The sequence below is a fragment of the Pseudoalteromonas sp. SG44-17 genome, assembly GCF_014164235.1.
Classification (GTDB): Bacteria; Pseudomonadota; Gammaproteobacteria; order Enterobacterales; family Alteromonadaceae; genus Pseudoalteromonas; species Pseudoalteromonas rhizosphaerae.
The window spans coordinates 42,373-57,726 of record NZ_JACJEV010000027.1 but is presented as its reverse complement, the minus strand read 5'-3'; the positions used below and the strand labels follow the sequence as shown (position 1 = coordinate 57,726).

The following is a 15,354-nucleotide window of genomic DNA, read 5'->3' as shown; positions in this document are numbered from 1 at the left end:
ACCGAGAATAAAGTTAGCGAGAATAAAGTTAGCGAGAATAAAGTTAGCGAGAATAAAGTTCGAAGAATGAAGTTTTGCTGATAGATAAGAAAAGTGGTGGAGGGAGCTGGATTCGAACCAGCGAAGGCTGAGCCGTCAGATTTACAGTCTGATCCCTTTGGCCGCTCGGGAACCCCTCCACACTAATTTTGTCGCATTTGGCCCCACTTAACTTAGCGGTAAGAAAAGTGGTGGAGGGAGCTGGATTCGAACCAGCGAAGGCTGAGCCGTCAGATTTACAGTCTGATCCCTTTGGCCGCTCGGGAACCCCTCCAATGCAACGGCGCTGATAATAGCAAAGTGAGCATTTAAGTAAAGAAAAAAGCTAAAGAAATATTAAATAAAGCCGATAAATATCTATTACTAACTGCAATCGGCTAAAGTCTATGCAAATCGATGATTTGTTAATCACAGAGAGTCAACTTAACAATCGTCTTGCCAAAAGTGTCTCAGAACACCGTCGTGGCGAGTTTGCATTATTATTGGCAATGCTTTCTCATGACGTGTTAGATTTTAGTCAATTTCATCTCCCTAAAACCCCATTTGATGCACATGCTTCAACACCAACTGAAGCGCAATTACGTGAACAATTAGGGGCAGGGCCTGAGCAAGCATTGGCTCCAGATGAATTTGATATGCTCATTGGCCAACATAATGCACAGCTATTACAACAAGGCAGCATGGCAGATATCCGTTTACGCTCGTGCCTTGCGCCGGAACCATTAGTGATCAGAGATGATAAAAACCATATTCCACTAATGGTGATTGATAATTGCGAACTTGTCGTGCGAAAGCGTCATTTAGATAAAGAAACACAGCTGGATCATCCGCAAATGGATGCGACTGCATTTTACGATAGCCTTAATAATGCTGATCTTCATCAACCCTTACACCTTGCCCAAGCGTGATATTAAGCTGTAATAATTATCGGTAAAAATATTTTATTTATTTTAGTGTAAAAAAAGCATCCACAAACTAAATGCAATTGCTATAATGACCCCAAATGGCATTTCCAATTTACTTGGTATTATTGCCATCATCATTAAATCAAGGTAATTAGGAACGTAATGAAGAAAACATTCACGCTGAATCACGAGAAAATCAAATACCCTCGCATGGTAGATGCTGCAAAGCATGAAGTAAAAAAGTATTTGAAAAGAGAGCGTAACAAAACGTTGCCAATTGATGCTGATTACTGGGCATTTGATTGTAAATTTGGTAACACAGCTGAAGATGCCCAAGTGGTGCACGTTGCTGAAATTAGCAACTCAATCAGCGAAATTGAAAAACAAGGCTTAGAGTCGTTTTATGTTGAAATCATTGCTAGAGCTGCACAACGTCAAGTGCAAGACTCTGATGATGAAATTTAAAAGTAATTGATTTAATGAAAGAATGGGCTAAGTAGCCCATTTTTTGTGCTTGCAAAAAAGTAAGTCCAGCAGTTTATTTTGCACCTGGTTGGTGCGAAATAGATTTTTTATTTTATTTAAATAATGCAACCAATTGATTTATAAGTTTTTGTAAAGTTGGTTCTGTAATTGCTATTACTTTTAATTATGCAGTTAGGAGCAAACACATGGCAAGAATGAGTTATATCAGTAGCGTCGAACGTTACCAAGAATATCAAACCGTGATCCACGACTTACTTGACTCAGTGCTAGCAAGCTTAGAAGACGGTGTTAAAAAACAACAAGATAATCGTTATTTAATCGCTCAATACCCATTTTTAGAATTACAATACTGTTTAGATAAAAATGGCGTGCAGCTAGGTAACAATGTCTGCTTTAAACGTCAGTATATGAAGACCTTAAATAATCGTGGCGATTCACAGGATTTGAGTGAACGGCCGTATTTTCAAGGTATCCAACAACAGCAACATACTCGTTTTACGCCGCCCTATATTTCGATCGCGACCAATCACTTATGTATTTCAGCAATAAAATCGTTACATGCTTCATATGGCGAAAATCGCTATTTAGTGATTGATGTATGTCTAACGCAATTAATCGAATTTATTATGGGGGATCGTACTCGCGCCACGATGACGCCATTTTTTAAAGCGGGTTATGGCATTATTGTCAGTTGCTTATTTATCTTAGTGTTATTTTTACTTGGTAGGGTGTTTGGTGATATTTATAGCTTACTGTTTGTCCGCTCTATAGAAAATGATCCGCTCGAACCGTTTACGATCATCATTTTTATCACCCTCGCGTTAGCAATATTTGATTTAGGTAAAACGATTCTCGAAGAAGAAATTTTAATGCATAAAGATATCTTTAGGCACAGTTCAACGCGGCGCACTATCACACGGTTTATTTCAACTATTTTAATTGCAGTGTCTATTGAAGCGTTATTAACGATGTTTAAGGCAGCGCTGGGGCAGTCGCAGTATTTATTACCGGCAATTTATATGATGTTGGCGGTTGTAGGGCTATTGATTGCGTTGGCTATTTATGTGTATTTAGGGGCAAAAGCCGAAACCTTATTATTGAGCGCACAACGCAATAAGAAAGGGCATTAATAAAAATGGGGTAGGCGATGAATGCCTACCCCAACTCAACTTAATTTATTCTGCGCGGTCTTGGGCGCGACGAGTTTTAAAATCTGAATCGGCTTGCCATTTTGGCCAATCACCGTTGTTTGCCAATTGTGATGCGATATCAACAATTAACTCGATGTCTTGTTTTACACCACCTAATGACCACTGAGCAGAGTAATCATCAGCTTCTTTATGGTATTTATGAGCAATATAATCTGGATCTGTATCACCTAAACTCATAAACAGTAAACCAGGTACGCCTTGTTTAGCTAGTGAGAAGTGATCTGATCGGAAGAATAGGCCGTTTTGTGGCACGGGATCCATTTTTACATGACGGCCTTGTTTGCTTGCGGCTTTGCTAAGGTAGTCTTCCATTTGTGATAAGCCTTTGCCGTATTGCAGTATGTAATCGGTGCCATCTAGCACATTCATACCATCAATATTTAACAGAGCGACCATCTGCTTGGTAGGGATAAGTTCGCCACTGGCAAATTGCTCTGAGCCAATTAACCCTGTTTCTTCGGCGGTAAAGTTCGCAAAAATAATCGAGCGCTTAAACGGTTTTTGTTTATGCATGTTACTTAATATACGAGCGATTTCAATTGTGGCAGCACTGCCTGAGGCATTATCAACTGCACCATTATAAATTTTTGGCCCGCTATCAGTTTGCTTAGTGCCAAAATGATCCCAATGTGCGCTGACCACAATATATTCATCAGGCGCTTCACTGCCCGTTAATTTTGCAACAACATTGTGTGATTTAGCGTGTGACACTTCGTTTTTAAATGCAAGGTTTGCTGTTAAATTAAGCGCAGTAGCTTTAAAGTCGTCGTTAAGTGCTTGTTGCTTTAATTGTTGATAGCTCAAGTTTGCTGATTTAAATAGCTGCTCGGTTGCATCGAGTGTTAGCCAACCCATAACCGGTAGTTCTGATGCGTTTAGGTTGTTATCCATCAAGGTATATTTTGTGCCTGTATTTGAGCTTTCAACTACGCCCCAAGGATATGCAGCTGGCGCTGTTTCGTGCACAATAAATACTGCGGCTGCGCCTTGGCGAGCGGCTTCTTCGTATTTGTAAGTCCAGCGACCGTAGTAGGTCATAGCGTTGCCGGTAAATAGCGCATCGTTTTGCGTAGCAAACCCAGGATCATTTACTAACACAACAACCGTTTTACCCGTTACATCAATATTCTTATAATCATTCCAATTATACTCGGGCGCATTAATGCCATAACCAACAAATACTACCTCTGAATCACGAACATCAATAAGTGGCTGTAATTGCTTCGTTCGCGCCGTAAAATCTTTACCAGCGGTAAAGCTCAAGTCGCCAATTTTTAATTGCATGTTTTGATCAGCGGTTACCATCGCCATTTTTACCGGCTGTAAAAACTTATCATTATATGCACCAGTTAATCCAAGCGCTTGGTATTGGTCACTTAAGTAACCCACAGTTTTTACTTCACCGCGCGTTAATGGACCGCGTCCTTCAAATTCGTCTGAGGCAAGGGTTTTAATATGTTGTTTAATATTGCTTAAATTTACACTGGTTGTATTGTCAAGCGTTGCCTGTTCTTGAGTAGGCTCTGAACAGCCAGTTAAGCCCAATAATAAAGTTATACTGAGTGATTTAAAAAGAGGAGACATAATTGCAGGTTTTTAAGGATACATACTGTGACTATATGGGGTGTCGGTTTTGCTGTCTAGTTTTTTGCCATGAAGCGCAGATATTTTTATAAAATACAATTAGTTGATTTTGGATACTATGATTTAGTGATTGAATTAAATTTCGTTGGGTGAAAGGGACTGGCGCAGAAGTTGTGTGGGGAAAAGCTAAAAGCCAGCGAAGAGTGCTGGCCTTTTGCAACAAAATAACACGTTTAAGCGTCAGCTTTCTTTACGCGGATCTTGCTTTTATCAACAGTACTTTGATTCAATGCTTTTATTGCTACAGCAGCTTCTGCATCGTTTGGCATTTCTACAAAGGCAAAGCCTTTCGATTGGCCGGTTTCTTTATCTAGTACTAAATTACAATCGGCTACTTTACCGTGTTCAGTAAAAAGTACGCGGATCTCATGTTCAGTGATAGTACGTGATAAGTTTCTAACTAATAGTTTCATAAAGAACCATGTTTTAAAAATAACAGTGTGGATTGTCTCAAGGAAAAGCCGTTTGACCTAATGATTAATTGCAAACCGCAAAAATAGTTTTAAGCTGATAGCCAAAGAATAAAAAACAATTGAGAATCGCGTAATGAGAGCAGCGACGAATAGCGAAATTAAAACGGCACTGATTGTTTTAGGTGGGCCAAATAACAACGATGGTAGTTTATCAGTAATAGCAAAAAGCCGTTGTCAGCGAGCTTATCAAATATACCAAGCAAACCCCTCTGTTAAGGTATTGTGCACCGGCGGGTTTGGCGCACATTTTAATACCACTAACCACGCCCATGGTGAATATACTAAAAGTTACTTAATTGAACTTGGCATACCCGAATCTGCTTTTTTACCGGTGGCACTAAGCCGCTTTACCTTTGAGGATGCGTTACTCACTAAGCCAATACTTATAGCGGAACATATAACCGCGGCCATTTTAGTCAGTTCAGAATTTCATATTGCGCGAGTTCATTATGTATTTAGTCATGTGCAGCCTAATTTAGAGCTAACTCTGGTAAGTGCTAAAACGCCATTGTCAGAGATTAAATTAGCGCAGTTGTATGCCCATGAACGTCAGGCAATGCAGCGTGAGGAAGCGAATGTGTTTAAGCTGCTCAGCGCTTAAATAAGTCCGTTAGTTACTTGTAATCGATTGAAGAGCCTCTTTATTTGATGTTTATTCATAATCAACTATGAATTTGTCATGCAAGTTTCATTGAAAGTTCAAGTTAGTAATTATTAGGCATTAATTGCTGTCATTTTTACTGCTTACTATGACCACTCTAATTATAAAAAGTATAAATGGAGTTGTTGTGAAAAAATTTAAACTAAACCTATCGTTCGTTTTAGTAACAGTATTACTAGGCGCATGCAGTGATGGTAAAGACGGTGCTAATGGGACAGATGGCACGAATGGTAATGGCGGTATAGACGGTGCTGTTGGATTAAACAGCTTAGTTATGCAAACAGAGTTGAATATGGGCGATAGCAACTGTTGGATGGGCGGCATAAAAATTGATTCGGGTTTGGATGCCGACCGCAATGGTGCTTTAGCCACAACAGAGGTTACAAGTACGTCCTTTCTTTGTAACCCTGATAATTTTGGGACTACCGGTGAGCGTCTATCTTATACCGTAATGCGCAACGAACTAGAAAATTATTATTACCCAGGATCTACTTTTGAGGTACGCAATGGTGGTTACGGCTCTGATATGGATGGTCACCCGATGAATACGACACAATTTTATGCTTTAACTGATCGTGGTCCTAATTCTAATTATCGAACCTCTCAAGAGGGCGCACCTCACGGTAATGGTAAGAAGTTCCCAACACCTGACTACACGCCGCGTATTGGTTTATTTGCAGTTCAGTCAACGGGTGATATCGCTAAGATTAAAGATATTTTGCTCAAAGATCGTGATGGTAACAATATTAGTGGCCTACCAAATTCAGCTGCATTAGGTGGAACAGGTGAAGTACCGTATACGACTGATGGCGAAGTTATTCGCGCAGATATGACGCAGCCGTATGACGAAGTTACTAACCCTGCAGTTTATGATGATTATGGTTTGGATGCCGAAGGTTTAGCTGCTTTAAAAGATGGTACTTTCTGGGTTAGCGATGAGTATGGTCCACACATGGTGCATTATGATGCTAACGGTAAAGAAATTGGCCGTATTAATGCATTTACCGCAGACATACGTACAGATGCTATTAATACTGATTACGGTTTGAAGATTAACTTACCAGCAGAGTTTGCTAATCGATGGGCTAACCGTGGTATGGAGGGGTTAGCGATCACACCTGATCAGAAAACATTAGTCGGCATTATGCAATCAAGCTTGGATAATCCGAGTAAAAACCGTACAGATTTAACTCGTATTGTCACTGTTGATTTAGAAACTGGCAATATTTCGCAATATTTGTATCGACAGGTTAAAGGGTCGAATTCTAACTCAGCAATTAAAGCGCTGAGCAACACGAGCTTCTTAGTACTTGAACGTGACGGTGCTTTTTATAACAAAGGTGATGAGACAGCACAAAAGCATGTTTATAAGATTGATATCAGCGGTGCGACCGATTTAGAAGCAGTTGCAGCAATGGGGGATATTGAACAAAATAGCAATTTAGGTTTAATCATTGCAGGTAAAACAATAGAGCAAGTTATAAATGATGCAGTTGATTATGATGCAGGTTGGGCTGAACTAGCTGCAAAGAATATCTTACCAGTGACAAAAAGCACATCGCCAGTTGTTGATATGGTTAACGAAGTTTCTTACCCACATGACAAGATGGAAGGTTTATGGCTTATCGATAATACGCGTTTGGGGGTGATTAATGATGATGACTTTGCTACTTGGTCTGAAGCCACTATTGGAGGGCCGTTAGGGCAAAAGTATTTAGATACTAATAATACTGTCGTTGATGGTAATACCTTGTATATAGTTGATGGTCTGGATTTATCACCTATTCAATAATCATAATGAATTCAAGCCGATTCACGTCGGCTTTTTTTATTACAATTTATAAAGGTTAGTGATGAAACATAAAAGCGAATGTCAGTGGTTTGTCATTATTATTAATTTGTAGCGCTGTTAGTGCCGATAATCCTGATGTGATTTCTCGATAGTATAAGGGTTTACTCGAGCCTAGCAAACTCACTTATAGTAATGAGTCGGCTAACGTAGACAGTTATTTTAGTGCATTTAAAGCCATAGTAGAGGCGGCAATCTTACGATGTAAATGGCTCATTATCACTTGATAAGAACCGTACAGTTAAGTTTTTCGATACTCTAGGTAGCTGTCAGCTGCAAAATTTAGGTTATTCGTTTCGTGAACGAATCGAAAATGGTAATTCAGAAGTGACATTGAAATTTCGCAGTCGGGATCGCTATATCGCTAATTTCGAAGATTTATCATCAGCGACTAACGGCACCAAGACTAAGCTAGAGGCTGACTGAGAAATAACCAATTCTGATTACCAAGTAGTTTATAGTCATTCAACTAAAGCACCAAATACTCGTACAATCAATGACTTTAAAGATATAAATACGCATGACTCTGGCTTTGAATCAGAGTTTAGTTTTAATGATAATTTGATGCTGGCACAAGTCGGCAACTTAACTATTTACGAGCGTGTTTATAAAGGAGCACAAATTGACTTAGGCTCAATTGATGCACAAGTCAGTGTAACACTATGGTACAGCGGTATTCCCTCGGCTGGTCAACAGCTAATCATCGCGCAGCCATCGTTTAAATATGAAGACTTCATGGCTAATTATACGCAAAAAGTAGTGCAACGAGCTTTGATTGCGTTCGATGGTATGAATAGTTTAAGTAGTTGGAACCTCACAGGGGGGCTGACTAAATCACAAGCCGTTTATCAATATAATCCTAGCTTTAGTAATTAAAGACATGCGAGATGAGTGTCGGTATCGATATAAATTGCACGTGATTAAGAAAACAAAAAGCCGTTAGTGATTTAATCCATTACTAACGGCTTTTTCAATTTTGTAAAAATGATTACTTCACTTCTTTACCCGCAGCTTGTTGATCAGCATGGTAGCTTGAACGAACAAATGGACCTGATGCGGCATGAGTAAAGCCAATTTCATCAGCGTACTCTTTAAGCGCGTCAAACTCTGCTGGTGGCACGTAGCGTTTTACAGGTAAGTGATGCTTTGATGGCTGTAGGTATTGGCCAACCGTTAGCATATCGACATTATGCGCGCGTAAATCACGCAGTACTTCTTCGATTTCGCTAATTTCTTCGCCAAGACCAACCATTAGACCTGATTTAGTTTTCACTTCAGGGTGTGCTTCTTTAAAGCGACGCAGTAATTCTAATGACCATTTGTAGTCAGCACCTGGGCGCGCAAGTTTATATAAACGCGGTGCAGTTTCAAGGTTATGATTGAATACATCTGGTGGCGTTTCTATTAAGATTTCAAGCGCTCGGTCCATGCGACCACGAAAATCAGGCACTAAAATTTCGATGGTGATTTTTGGGTTATACTTACGAATTTCACGAATACAATCAGCAAAATGTTGTGCGCCGCCATCACGTAAATCATCTCGATCCACTGAGGTGATCACTACATAGCTTAATTTCATATCGCGAATAGTAAGAGCCAACTTTTCAGGCTCTGCGGCGTCTGGTGTTAACGGACGGCCATGGGCAACATCACAAAATGGGCAACGACGAGTACAAATTGCGCCTAAAATCATAAAAGTTGCTGTACCGTGATTAAAGCATTCTGATAAGTTAGGGCAAGAGGCTTCTTCACACACTGAATGCAGTCCGTGCTTACGCATGGCTTGTTTAATGCCGTCGATCCGCTCGGTTGATTTAGGTAAGCGAATTTTTAGCCACTCTGGCTTGCGTAACATTTCGTTTTTTTCAGTGGGTAATACTTTTACTGGGATCAACGCCATTTTTTCAGCGTCGCGTAGTTTTACCCCTGGTTCCATCTTGACTGGTTTATTCATTCGTTTTCAAACCCTTCAGTATACTTAACCTGTGTCGCATTAAGTTTTTTAATCATATGTTTTACGAGCCCAGCACCTGCTTGCGCAAGGTTTTCTGGGCCGTTCAAGTCGGTTGTTTGCACCATGTTCATACCGGCGTAACCACATGGGTTGATACGTAAAAACGGGCTCATGTCCATGTTTACATTCAATGCTAGACCATGAAAAGAGCAGCCACGGCGAACACGAAGTCCTAATGATGCTATTTTGCTATCGTTAACATAAACCCCCGGGGCATCTGCTTTTGCGTAGGCTTTAATACCGTAATCATTGAGTGTATCGATAATACACTCTTCAAGCCATGTGACCAATTCTCGTACGCCAATTTTCAAGCGACGTAAGTTAAATAATACGTACATCATTTGCTGGCCCGGTCCGTGATAGGTTACTTGACCACCTCGGTCAACCTTGATCACTTCTATGTCGCCAGGGGCAAGTAGGTGTTCATCTTTACCTGCTTGGCCTTGCGTGAACACTGGCTCATGTTCAACGAGCCATATTTCATCCGCATCATGCTCAGTTCGAACATCAGTATAGTTTTGCATTTGTTGCCAAATTGGCATGTAACGCTGTTTACCAAGTTGACGGACGATTAAGGTATTTTCGCTCACAGCTTACTCCGCTTAGCGTTTAAAGCATGTGTCGTACGTCATCAATCGCACTTATCACGTTATAAATTTCTTCAATATGAGTGCCGCTGGTCACAGTAACGACTAAGCTAACTGACTCATAATTACCTTTGCTGCTAGGTTTAACTTTTGGCGCGTAATCGCCAGGGGCAATAGGTTGTAACTTAGTTAGAATTTGGTCAGTTAAGTTGACGTTTGCCAACCCCATTACTCTAAATGTAAAAGGGCAAGGGTATTCTAAATATTCATCAAATTTAGTATTTTTTACCGGTGTAGCCACGACGTTGACTCCTCATACTTATGTGCGTTTAGTACTATTTTACTAAACAATAAACCGATTAGATAACCTGTTCTCGACCTTTATAGCAATTGAATTAATCGCTTACGTAAGACAATTGGTATTCTGGCTATTTGCGGGTTAGATATGGGGCGCATTCTACCATCTTTAAAGCAAAAAAAAACGCCTTGCTTTGCAAGGCGCTTATATTATTTGGTAGCGTTTTACATTATTTGTAAACGTAGGTAATCATAAATTTTACTAAAGAAGCTACCTTCTTCAACTTCTTCAAGCGTTACCAGAGGATACTGAGCAATTACTTCGCCTTCAAGTTGTAAAGATAAAGTACCTACGGTAGAGCCTTTCGCTAATGGCGCCTCTAAAACTTTATCAAGTTTAAAGTCGGCTTTTAAATTTTTACGTTGGCCACGCGGAATAGTGATCGGCGTATCAACTAAAATGCCTAACGATACATTTTCTTTGTTACCCATCCAAATACGTTGCTCGGCAAAACTGTCGCCGGCTTTGTAAGGTGTGATTGTTTCAAAAAAACGAAAACCATAGTTAAGTAATTTTTTACTTTCTACTTTACGTGCACGTTCACTCGAAGTACCCATAACCACTGCGATTAAACGCATATCATCTTTAGTCGCTGAACTTACTAAGCTGTAACCGGCTTCCGATGTATGACCGGTTTTTATACCATCAACGTTTAGGCTTTCATCCCATAACAGTGAGTTACGGTTGTATTGCTTAATGCCGTTAAAAGTAAATGATTTTTGTGCGTAAACTGCATACTCGTCAGGCACATCACGAATAAGTGCTGCACCTAAGGTGGCCATATCTCGAGGGGTTGTGAAGTGTTCGTTGGTATCTAAGCCATGGCTGTTAATGAAGTGGCTGTTACTCATACCTAATTTCTCAGCATGGGCATTCATTAAGTCTGCAAATGCGCTTTCGCTACCGGCAATATGTTCTGCCATAGCCACACAGGCATCATTACCTGATTGAATAATTATACCGTGGTTTAAATCATCGACAGTGACCTGCTTACCGACTTCGATAAACATTTTTGATGATTCAGGAAAGTTTTTAGCCCACGCTTTTTCGCTCACTGTGACCATATCGGTTGGGGCAATGTTACCCGCTTTGATTTCGGTACCAATGACATAGCTGGTCATCATTTTAGTTAAACTGGCAGGTGCTAGGCGAGTATCAGGTTCACCTTCAGCTATAATTTTACCTGTAGTAAAATCAACAAGAAAATAACCTTTTGCATTAACTTGAGGTGGGGCTGGGATGATTTGGGCGGTCGCAGAAAAAACGGCAGCAGAGCAAACAACGCTACACACACCGCTAATAATTTTGGATTTAATAGATTTCATCATACTCATTAATGGTTAAAGTTAAAGATTCGCGTTTACCTCATTCTAAAGGTGTTATTCACTATAAAGCAAGAACGCGTTTTGAAATTGATCCTGTTTTAATTTTTCAAGTACTTGCTGAGCTTGCTCAGCATTTTTAATTGGCCCTAAACGCAGCCTATAAATAGCATCTTTTTCCACAATATTAGTGGGTAATTGATATTGCTGGCGTAGGGTGTACGCTAATGCTTCAATATTTTCTAAGGTACTGCCTGCAGCGACTTGAATATAACTCAAACGCGCAGTCGAATCGGGCATTGTGATAGCCTCAAGCTTAACCTTGGCTGTACCATGATGATAGTAACCAAGTTTATACGCTGCTGCATAGGATAAATCGATTAAGCGGTCATCATGAAATGGGCCACGATCATTTACACGGACAATCACAGACTTGCCATTACTGGTGTTGGTTACTTTTACAAAGCTTGGTAAGGGTAACGTTTTATGAGCGGCAGTCATCGCGAACATATCATATATTTCGCCATTTGAGGTGTGGTAACCATGAAATTTGCGCCCATACCATGAGGCGATACCTTCTTCGCTATAGCCAGTTTCATCCAGCATCGGAGTATAGTTTTTGCCATTAACGGTGTAAGCGCGGCCAGCACTGGCACTTTTGGTAACTTTAGTGACTATGGCATCTTGCATTTCTAATTCAGTTGGCGCGCGAAGTGGTGCAGAATCATGGCGCATACTATACCGGTCACTGTGATTTATGCCTGAGGAACTACAAGCGCTTAAAACAATCATTAACCATGAACAACTGAACAACTTTAGACAGTAACGCATTACTTTAATAGCATCCTTTTATCAGTTGCGATAGACATAATAATGCCAAATCCAGCCATTAAGGTAACCATCGATGTACCGCCATAACTTATTAATGGCAATGGTACACCCACTACAGGCAGTAACCCTGATACCATGCCAATATTTACAAATACATAAACAAAAAAAGTCAGGGTCAGTGCACCTGCCAGTAATTTACCAAATGCATCTTGGGCATTAACCGCGATATATAAACCGCGACCAATGATGAATAGATACATGCATAATAAAACACATACACCAAAAAGACCAAACTCCTCACTAAGTACAGAGAAGATAAAATCAGTATGGCGTTCGGGTAAAAATTCTAATTGTGATTGGGTGCCTTGCAACCAACCTTTACCTTCAATACCACCGGAGCCGATAGCTATTTTTGATTGAATAATATGGTAACCAGAGCCAAGAGGATCGCTTTCTGGATTGAACAAAGTTAGTACCCGCTGTTTTTGATAGTCATGCATACCGTAATGCCAAAAAGGCCACGCAGCTAAAGCAACCAAAGCGCTCAAAAAGCCGATTAATCGCCAGCTTAGACCAGACAAAAATAATACAAATATCCCTGAACTGGCGATTAAGATAGATGTGCCTAAGTCGGGCTGCTCTTTGATCAGGAGTGTGGGAACCATAACAATGGTAAAACCAACAACTAAGTGTAGTGCTCTAGGCGGTAAATGATTACGGCCAATATACCAAGCCACCATCATAGGCACGGCTATTTTCATTAATTCAGCAGGTTGAAAACGGGTAATACCTAAATCTAACCAGCGCTGAGCGCCTTTGGAGCTGACGCCAAATAACAGCACCGCAACTAGCATCAGTAATCCAGCACAATATAAAGGAATAACTAAACGCTTTAAGGTCGCTGGTGAAAATTGCGCCAAAATAAGCATGCCTAAAATTGCGCCGCCCATCCTGGTAATATGGCGGATCATCATTGCCGGGTCTTGACCACTGGCGCTATAAACAACGGTTACACTGCCTGCCATCATTAATAGCAATGCCAGTAGTAGCGGCAAGTCAAGATGCATACGCACCCAGATTGAACGACCATCATGTAGAGTAGTCATGGTGTGTTATTCCTGGCAAGATTAACGGGATTTGCAGCAAAGTAGTAATCCATTAGTTGGCGAGCAATTTGCACACCGCCATGATTGTTTTCTAGAACAACAGAAACAACGATTCTGGGATCCTCATAAGGTGCAAAGCCTACATAGATAGTGTTATCACGTTGACGCTCTTTGAGGGATTTTGCATCGTAGCGTTCACCTTGAGCAATACTGACTATTTGTGCGGTGCCTGTTTTACCTGCTGAATCGTAATTTGTTCCTTTAAATGCTTTGTGAGCGGTACCAGAGGCTTTTTGTACTGTGTTATGCATAGCATCTAAAGCGATTTGCCAATGGTGAGGTTCTTTTAAAAAAATCGGGGGTTTTTCTTCATTATTGATTTGTGTAACTTCATCGTCTTTTTTCACAACTTGTACTAAGTGTGGTGGGTGGTTAATTCCACGGTTCACTAATATATTCATCGCGTTTGCGATTTGTAGGGGGGTTGCGGTCCAATAACCTTGGCCAATGCCAACTGAGATTGTATCGCCACGCCACCATGATTCTTTAAAACGGCCTTCTTTCCATTCTTTTGAGGGCAAAATAGCCGTGGTTTCTTCATGAATATCAATGCCGGTTAAATCACCGTAGCCAAACTGTGCCATAAAATCACTGATTTTCGTGATCCCTAATCGATAAGAGACATCATAAAAGTAGGTATCGCACGACTCTTCAATGGCTTTGTAAACATCAACATGACCATGGCCCCAACGTTTCCAATCTCGCCATTTATGATCAACATTCGGAATTTGAAAGAAGCCAGGATCCCACATTGACGTTTGCTCGGTAACGAGACCTTCTTCAAGAGCAAGAACTGCCATGTGAGGTTTTACCGTCGATGCTGGTGCATAACGTCCTTGTGTGGTTCTATTTATAAGAGGTCGGTCAGGGTTTAATAGGGCTTTATAGTTTTTACTGCTAATACCGTGAACAAATAAGTTCGGATCATAACTGGGATTAGAATACAGTGCTAACACGCCACCGTCTTTAGCGTCCATGACGACTACAGCGCCACGCATATCTTTAAGTGCATGTTGGGCAATCTGCTGCAAGCCAACATCAAGGGTGAGCACTAAATCATTACCTGGTTGCGGAGGAGTCATGCTTAAGGTACGAATGACACGACCACGATTATTGACTTCAACCCGCTGCGAGCCTACTTGGCCATGCAGCAGTTGTTCATAATATTTCTCAATACCGAGTTTACCAATATCATGGGTTGCACGGTAATTAGTACCTTGCTCTTGTGATTCGAGCTGAGCCAGTTCTTTTTTATTGAGTTTAGCGACGTAACCTAACGCATGAGTTAGGGTGTCTGCAAACGGGTAGTAGCGTGCCAAACGTGCTTCGATACTAAACCCAGGGAATTTATACTGATTAACTGAAAAACGCGCTACTTCTTGTTCGTTTAAACGTGCTTTTAATACTTGGCTCTTAAAGCGACGGTTATGCTTTATATCATCAAGAAAATCGTTTTTTTGTTGCTCTGAGATATCAATAAATTGTGTCAGTGCTGACAGTGATGCATCAAGATCGTCAACTTCTTCAGGAATGACTTCTAAATTATAAACCGGTTTATTTTCAGCAAGCAACACACCATTGCGGTCATAAATAAGGCCTCGGTTAGGAGCAATAGGAATCACTTTAATGCGATTGTCGTTAGAACGTGTTTGATAATCTTGGTGATCATCAACTTGAATGGTATATAAATTGGAAAGTAAAACCGCGACTAAAATAGTAACAAATACAAACCCCACAAAGGCGCGACGAGCAAATAGGTTAGCTTCTGCTGAGTGGTCTCTAATTGTGGGTCTGTGTTTGCGCATGAG

General features: G+C 40.6%; 15 protein-coding genes and 2 tRNA genes. 6 read left to right on the top strand and 11 right to left on the bottom strand.

What is annotated here, in order from left to right:
• Window positions 1-94: 94 nt before the first annotated feature.
• Both H5182_RS16830 and H5182_RS16825 read right to left on the bottom strand, forming a co-directional pair.
• Window positions 95-179: transfer RNA gene (locus tag H5182_RS16830), tRNA-Tyr, on the bottom strand.
• A 49-nt stretch (window positions 180-228) separates the two neighbouring features.
• Window positions 229-313: transfer RNA gene (locus tag H5182_RS16825), tRNA-Tyr, on the bottom strand.
• Window positions 314-425: 112 nt separating this feature from the next.
• On the opposite strand from H5182_RS16825, the gene H5182_RS16820 reads away from it, so the two are divergent.
• The 3 genes from H5182_RS16820 (at window position 426) to H5182_RS16810 (ending at window position 2,560) form a co-directional block, all read left to right on the top strand.
• Window positions 426-947: a VC2046/SO_2500 family protein gene (locus tag H5182_RS16820; RefSeq protein WP_182760353.1), complete on the top strand. Its 522-nt coding sequence runs from the start codon at window positions 426-428 to the stop codon at window positions 945-947.
• A gap of 159 nt (window positions 948-1,106) precedes the next feature.
• Window positions 1,107-1,409 carry a DUF6172 family protein gene (locus H5182_RS16815; RefSeq protein ID WP_145241408.1) on the top strand — a complete coding sequence of 101 codons (303 nt, stop codon included), beginning with the start codon at window positions 1,107-1,109 and terminating at the stop codon, window positions 1,407-1,409.
• Between the two features lie 206 nt (window positions 1,410-1,615).
• A complete protein-coding gene (locus tag H5182_RS16810) occupies window positions 1,616-2,560 on the top strand; it encodes a general glycosylation pathway protein (protein WP_145241406.1) in 945 nt (314 codons plus the stop codon).
• Between the two features lie 45 nt (window positions 2,561-2,605).
• On the opposite strand, the gene H5182_RS16805 is transcribed toward H5182_RS16810, so the two are convergent.
• Window positions 2,606-4,225: a M28 family metallopeptidase gene (locus H5182_RS16805; RefSeq protein WP_182760352.1), complete on the bottom strand. Its 1,620-nt coding sequence runs from the start codon at window positions 4,223-4,225 to the stop codon at window positions 2,606-2,608.
• A 233-nt stretch (window positions 4,226-4,458) separates the two neighbouring features.
• Window positions 4,459-4,698: an RNA-binding protein gene (locus tag H5182_RS16800; RefSeq protein WP_145241401.1), complete on the bottom strand. Its 240-nt coding sequence runs from the start codon at window positions 4,696-4,698 to the stop codon at window positions 4,459-4,461.
• 133 nt (window positions 4,699-4,831) lie between these two features.
• Here H5182_RS16800 and H5182_RS16795 point away from each other — a divergent pair, with 133 nt between their 5' ends.
• From H5182_RS16795 to H5182_RS22190, 3 genes are all read left to right on the top strand, one after another.
• On the top strand, window positions 4,832-5,359 hold the full coding sequence (locus H5182_RS16795; protein WP_220497102.1) for a YdcF family protein: 528 nt from the start codon (window positions 4,832-4,834) through the stop codon (window positions 5,357-5,359).
• Window positions 5,360-5,546: 187 nt separating this feature from the next.
• Window positions 5,547-7,211, top strand: coding sequence for an esterase-like activity of phytase family protein (locus H5182_RS16790; protein ID WP_257325537.1), 1,665 nt, complete (start codon window positions 5,547-5,549; stop codon window positions 7,209-7,211).
• Window positions 7,212-7,832: 621 nt separating this feature from the next.
• Window positions 7,833-8,144 (top strand): hypothetical protein, encoded by a 312-nt coding sequence (locus H5182_RS22190; protein ID WP_220493532.1) that lies wholly within the window; start codon window positions 7,833-7,835, stop codon window positions 8,142-8,144.
• 112 nt (window positions 8,145-8,256) lie between these two features.
• On the opposite strand, the gene lipA is transcribed toward H5182_RS22190, so the two are convergent.
• The 7 genes from lipA to mrdA all read right to left on the bottom strand — a co-directional run bounded on the left by lipA (window position 8,257) and on the right by mrdA (window position 15,351).
• Entirely contained in the window at window positions 8,257-9,222 is a 966-nt protein-coding gene (gene lipA / locus H5182_RS16780) for a lipoyl synthase (protein ID WP_145240533.1), read from the bottom strand.
• Complete coding sequence (gene lipB / locus H5182_RS16775) at window positions 9,219-9,872, bottom strand: lipoyl(octanoyl) transferase LipB (RefSeq protein WP_145240535.1); 654 nt, start codon at window positions 9,870-9,872, stop codon at window positions 9,219-9,221. The genes lipA and lipB overlap by 4 nt, the downstream gene beginning before the upstream one ends.
• 19 nt (window positions 9,873-9,891) lie before the next feature.
• Window positions 9,892-10,170 (bottom strand): DUF493 family protein YbeD, encoded by a 279-nt coding sequence (gene ybeD, locus H5182_RS16770; protein WP_145240537.1) that lies wholly within the window; start codon window positions 10,168-10,170, stop codon window positions 9,892-9,894.
• 221 nt (window positions 10,171-10,391) lie between these two features.
• Entirely contained in the window at window positions 10,392-11,552 is a 1,161-nt protein-coding gene (locus H5182_RS16765; RefSeq protein ID WP_145240539.1) for a serine hydrolase, read from the bottom strand.
• Window positions 11,553-11,606: 54 nt separating this feature from the next.
• Window positions 11,607-12,380, bottom strand: a complete 774-nt coding sequence (locus H5182_RS16760) for a septal ring lytic transglycosylase RlpA family protein (protein WP_145240541.1) — start codon at window positions 12,378-12,380, stop codon at window positions 11,607-11,609.
• A complete protein-coding gene (gene rodA / locus H5182_RS16755) occupies window positions 12,380-13,486 on the bottom strand; it encodes a rod shape-determining protein RodA (protein ID WP_145240543.1) in 1,107 nt (368 codons plus the stop codon). Before rodA ends, H5182_RS16760 begins: the two co-directional genes overlap by 1 nt.
• A complete protein-coding gene (gene mrdA, locus H5182_RS16750; RefSeq protein WP_145240545.1) occupies window positions 13,483-15,351 on the bottom strand; it encodes a penicillin-binding protein 2 in 1,869 nt (622 codons plus the stop codon). The genes rodA and mrdA overlap by 4 nt, the downstream gene beginning before the upstream one ends.
• Between the last annotated feature and the right edge of the window lie 3 nt (window positions 15,352-15,354).

Coding starts and splice junctions, on each gene's coding strand:
- H5182_RS16815 (WP_145241408.1), top strand. CDS start 1,107: ATGAAGAAAACATTCACGCTGAATCACGAGAAAATCAAATACCCTCGC.
- H5182_RS16765 (WP_145240539.1), bottom strand. CDS start 11,552: ATGAAATCTATTAAATCCAAAATTATTAGCGGTGTGTGTAGCGTTGTT.
- H5182_RS16800 (WP_145241401.1), bottom strand. CDS start 4,698: ATGAAACTATTAGTTAGAAACTTATCACGTACTATCACTGAACATGAG.
- H5182_RS16795 (WP_220497102.1), top strand. CDS start 4,832: ATGAGAGCAGCGACGAATAGCGAAATTAAAACGGCACTGATTGTTTTA.
- H5182_RS22190 (WP_220493532.1), top strand. CDS start 7,833: ATGCTGGCACAAGTCGGCAACTTAACTATTTACGAGCGTGTTTATAAA.
- H5182_RS16820 (WP_182760353.1), top strand. CDS start 426: ATGCAAATCGATGATTTGTTAATCACAGAGAGTCAACTTAACAATCGT.
- H5182_RS16760 (WP_145240541.1), bottom strand. CDS start 12,380: ATGCGTTACTGTCTAAAGTTGTTCAGTTGTTCATGGTTAATGATTGTT.
- H5182_RS16810 (WP_145241406.1), top strand. CDS start 1,616: ATGGCAAGAATGAGTTATATCAGTAGCGTCGAACGTTACCAAGAATAT.
- H5182_RS16805 (WP_182760352.1), bottom strand. CDS start 4,225: ATGTCTCCTCTTTTTAAATCACTCAGTATAACTTTATTATTGGGCTTA.
- mrdA (WP_145240545.1), bottom strand. CDS start 15,351: ATGCGCAAACACAGACCCACAATTAGAGACCACTCAGCAGAAGCTAAC.
- rodA (WP_145240543.1), bottom strand. CDS start 13,486: ATGACTACTCTACATGATGGTCGTTCAATCTGGGTGCGTATGCATCTT.
- lipA (WP_145240533.1), bottom strand. CDS start 9,222: ATGAATAAACCAGTCAAGATGGAACCAGGGGTAAAACTACGCGACGCT.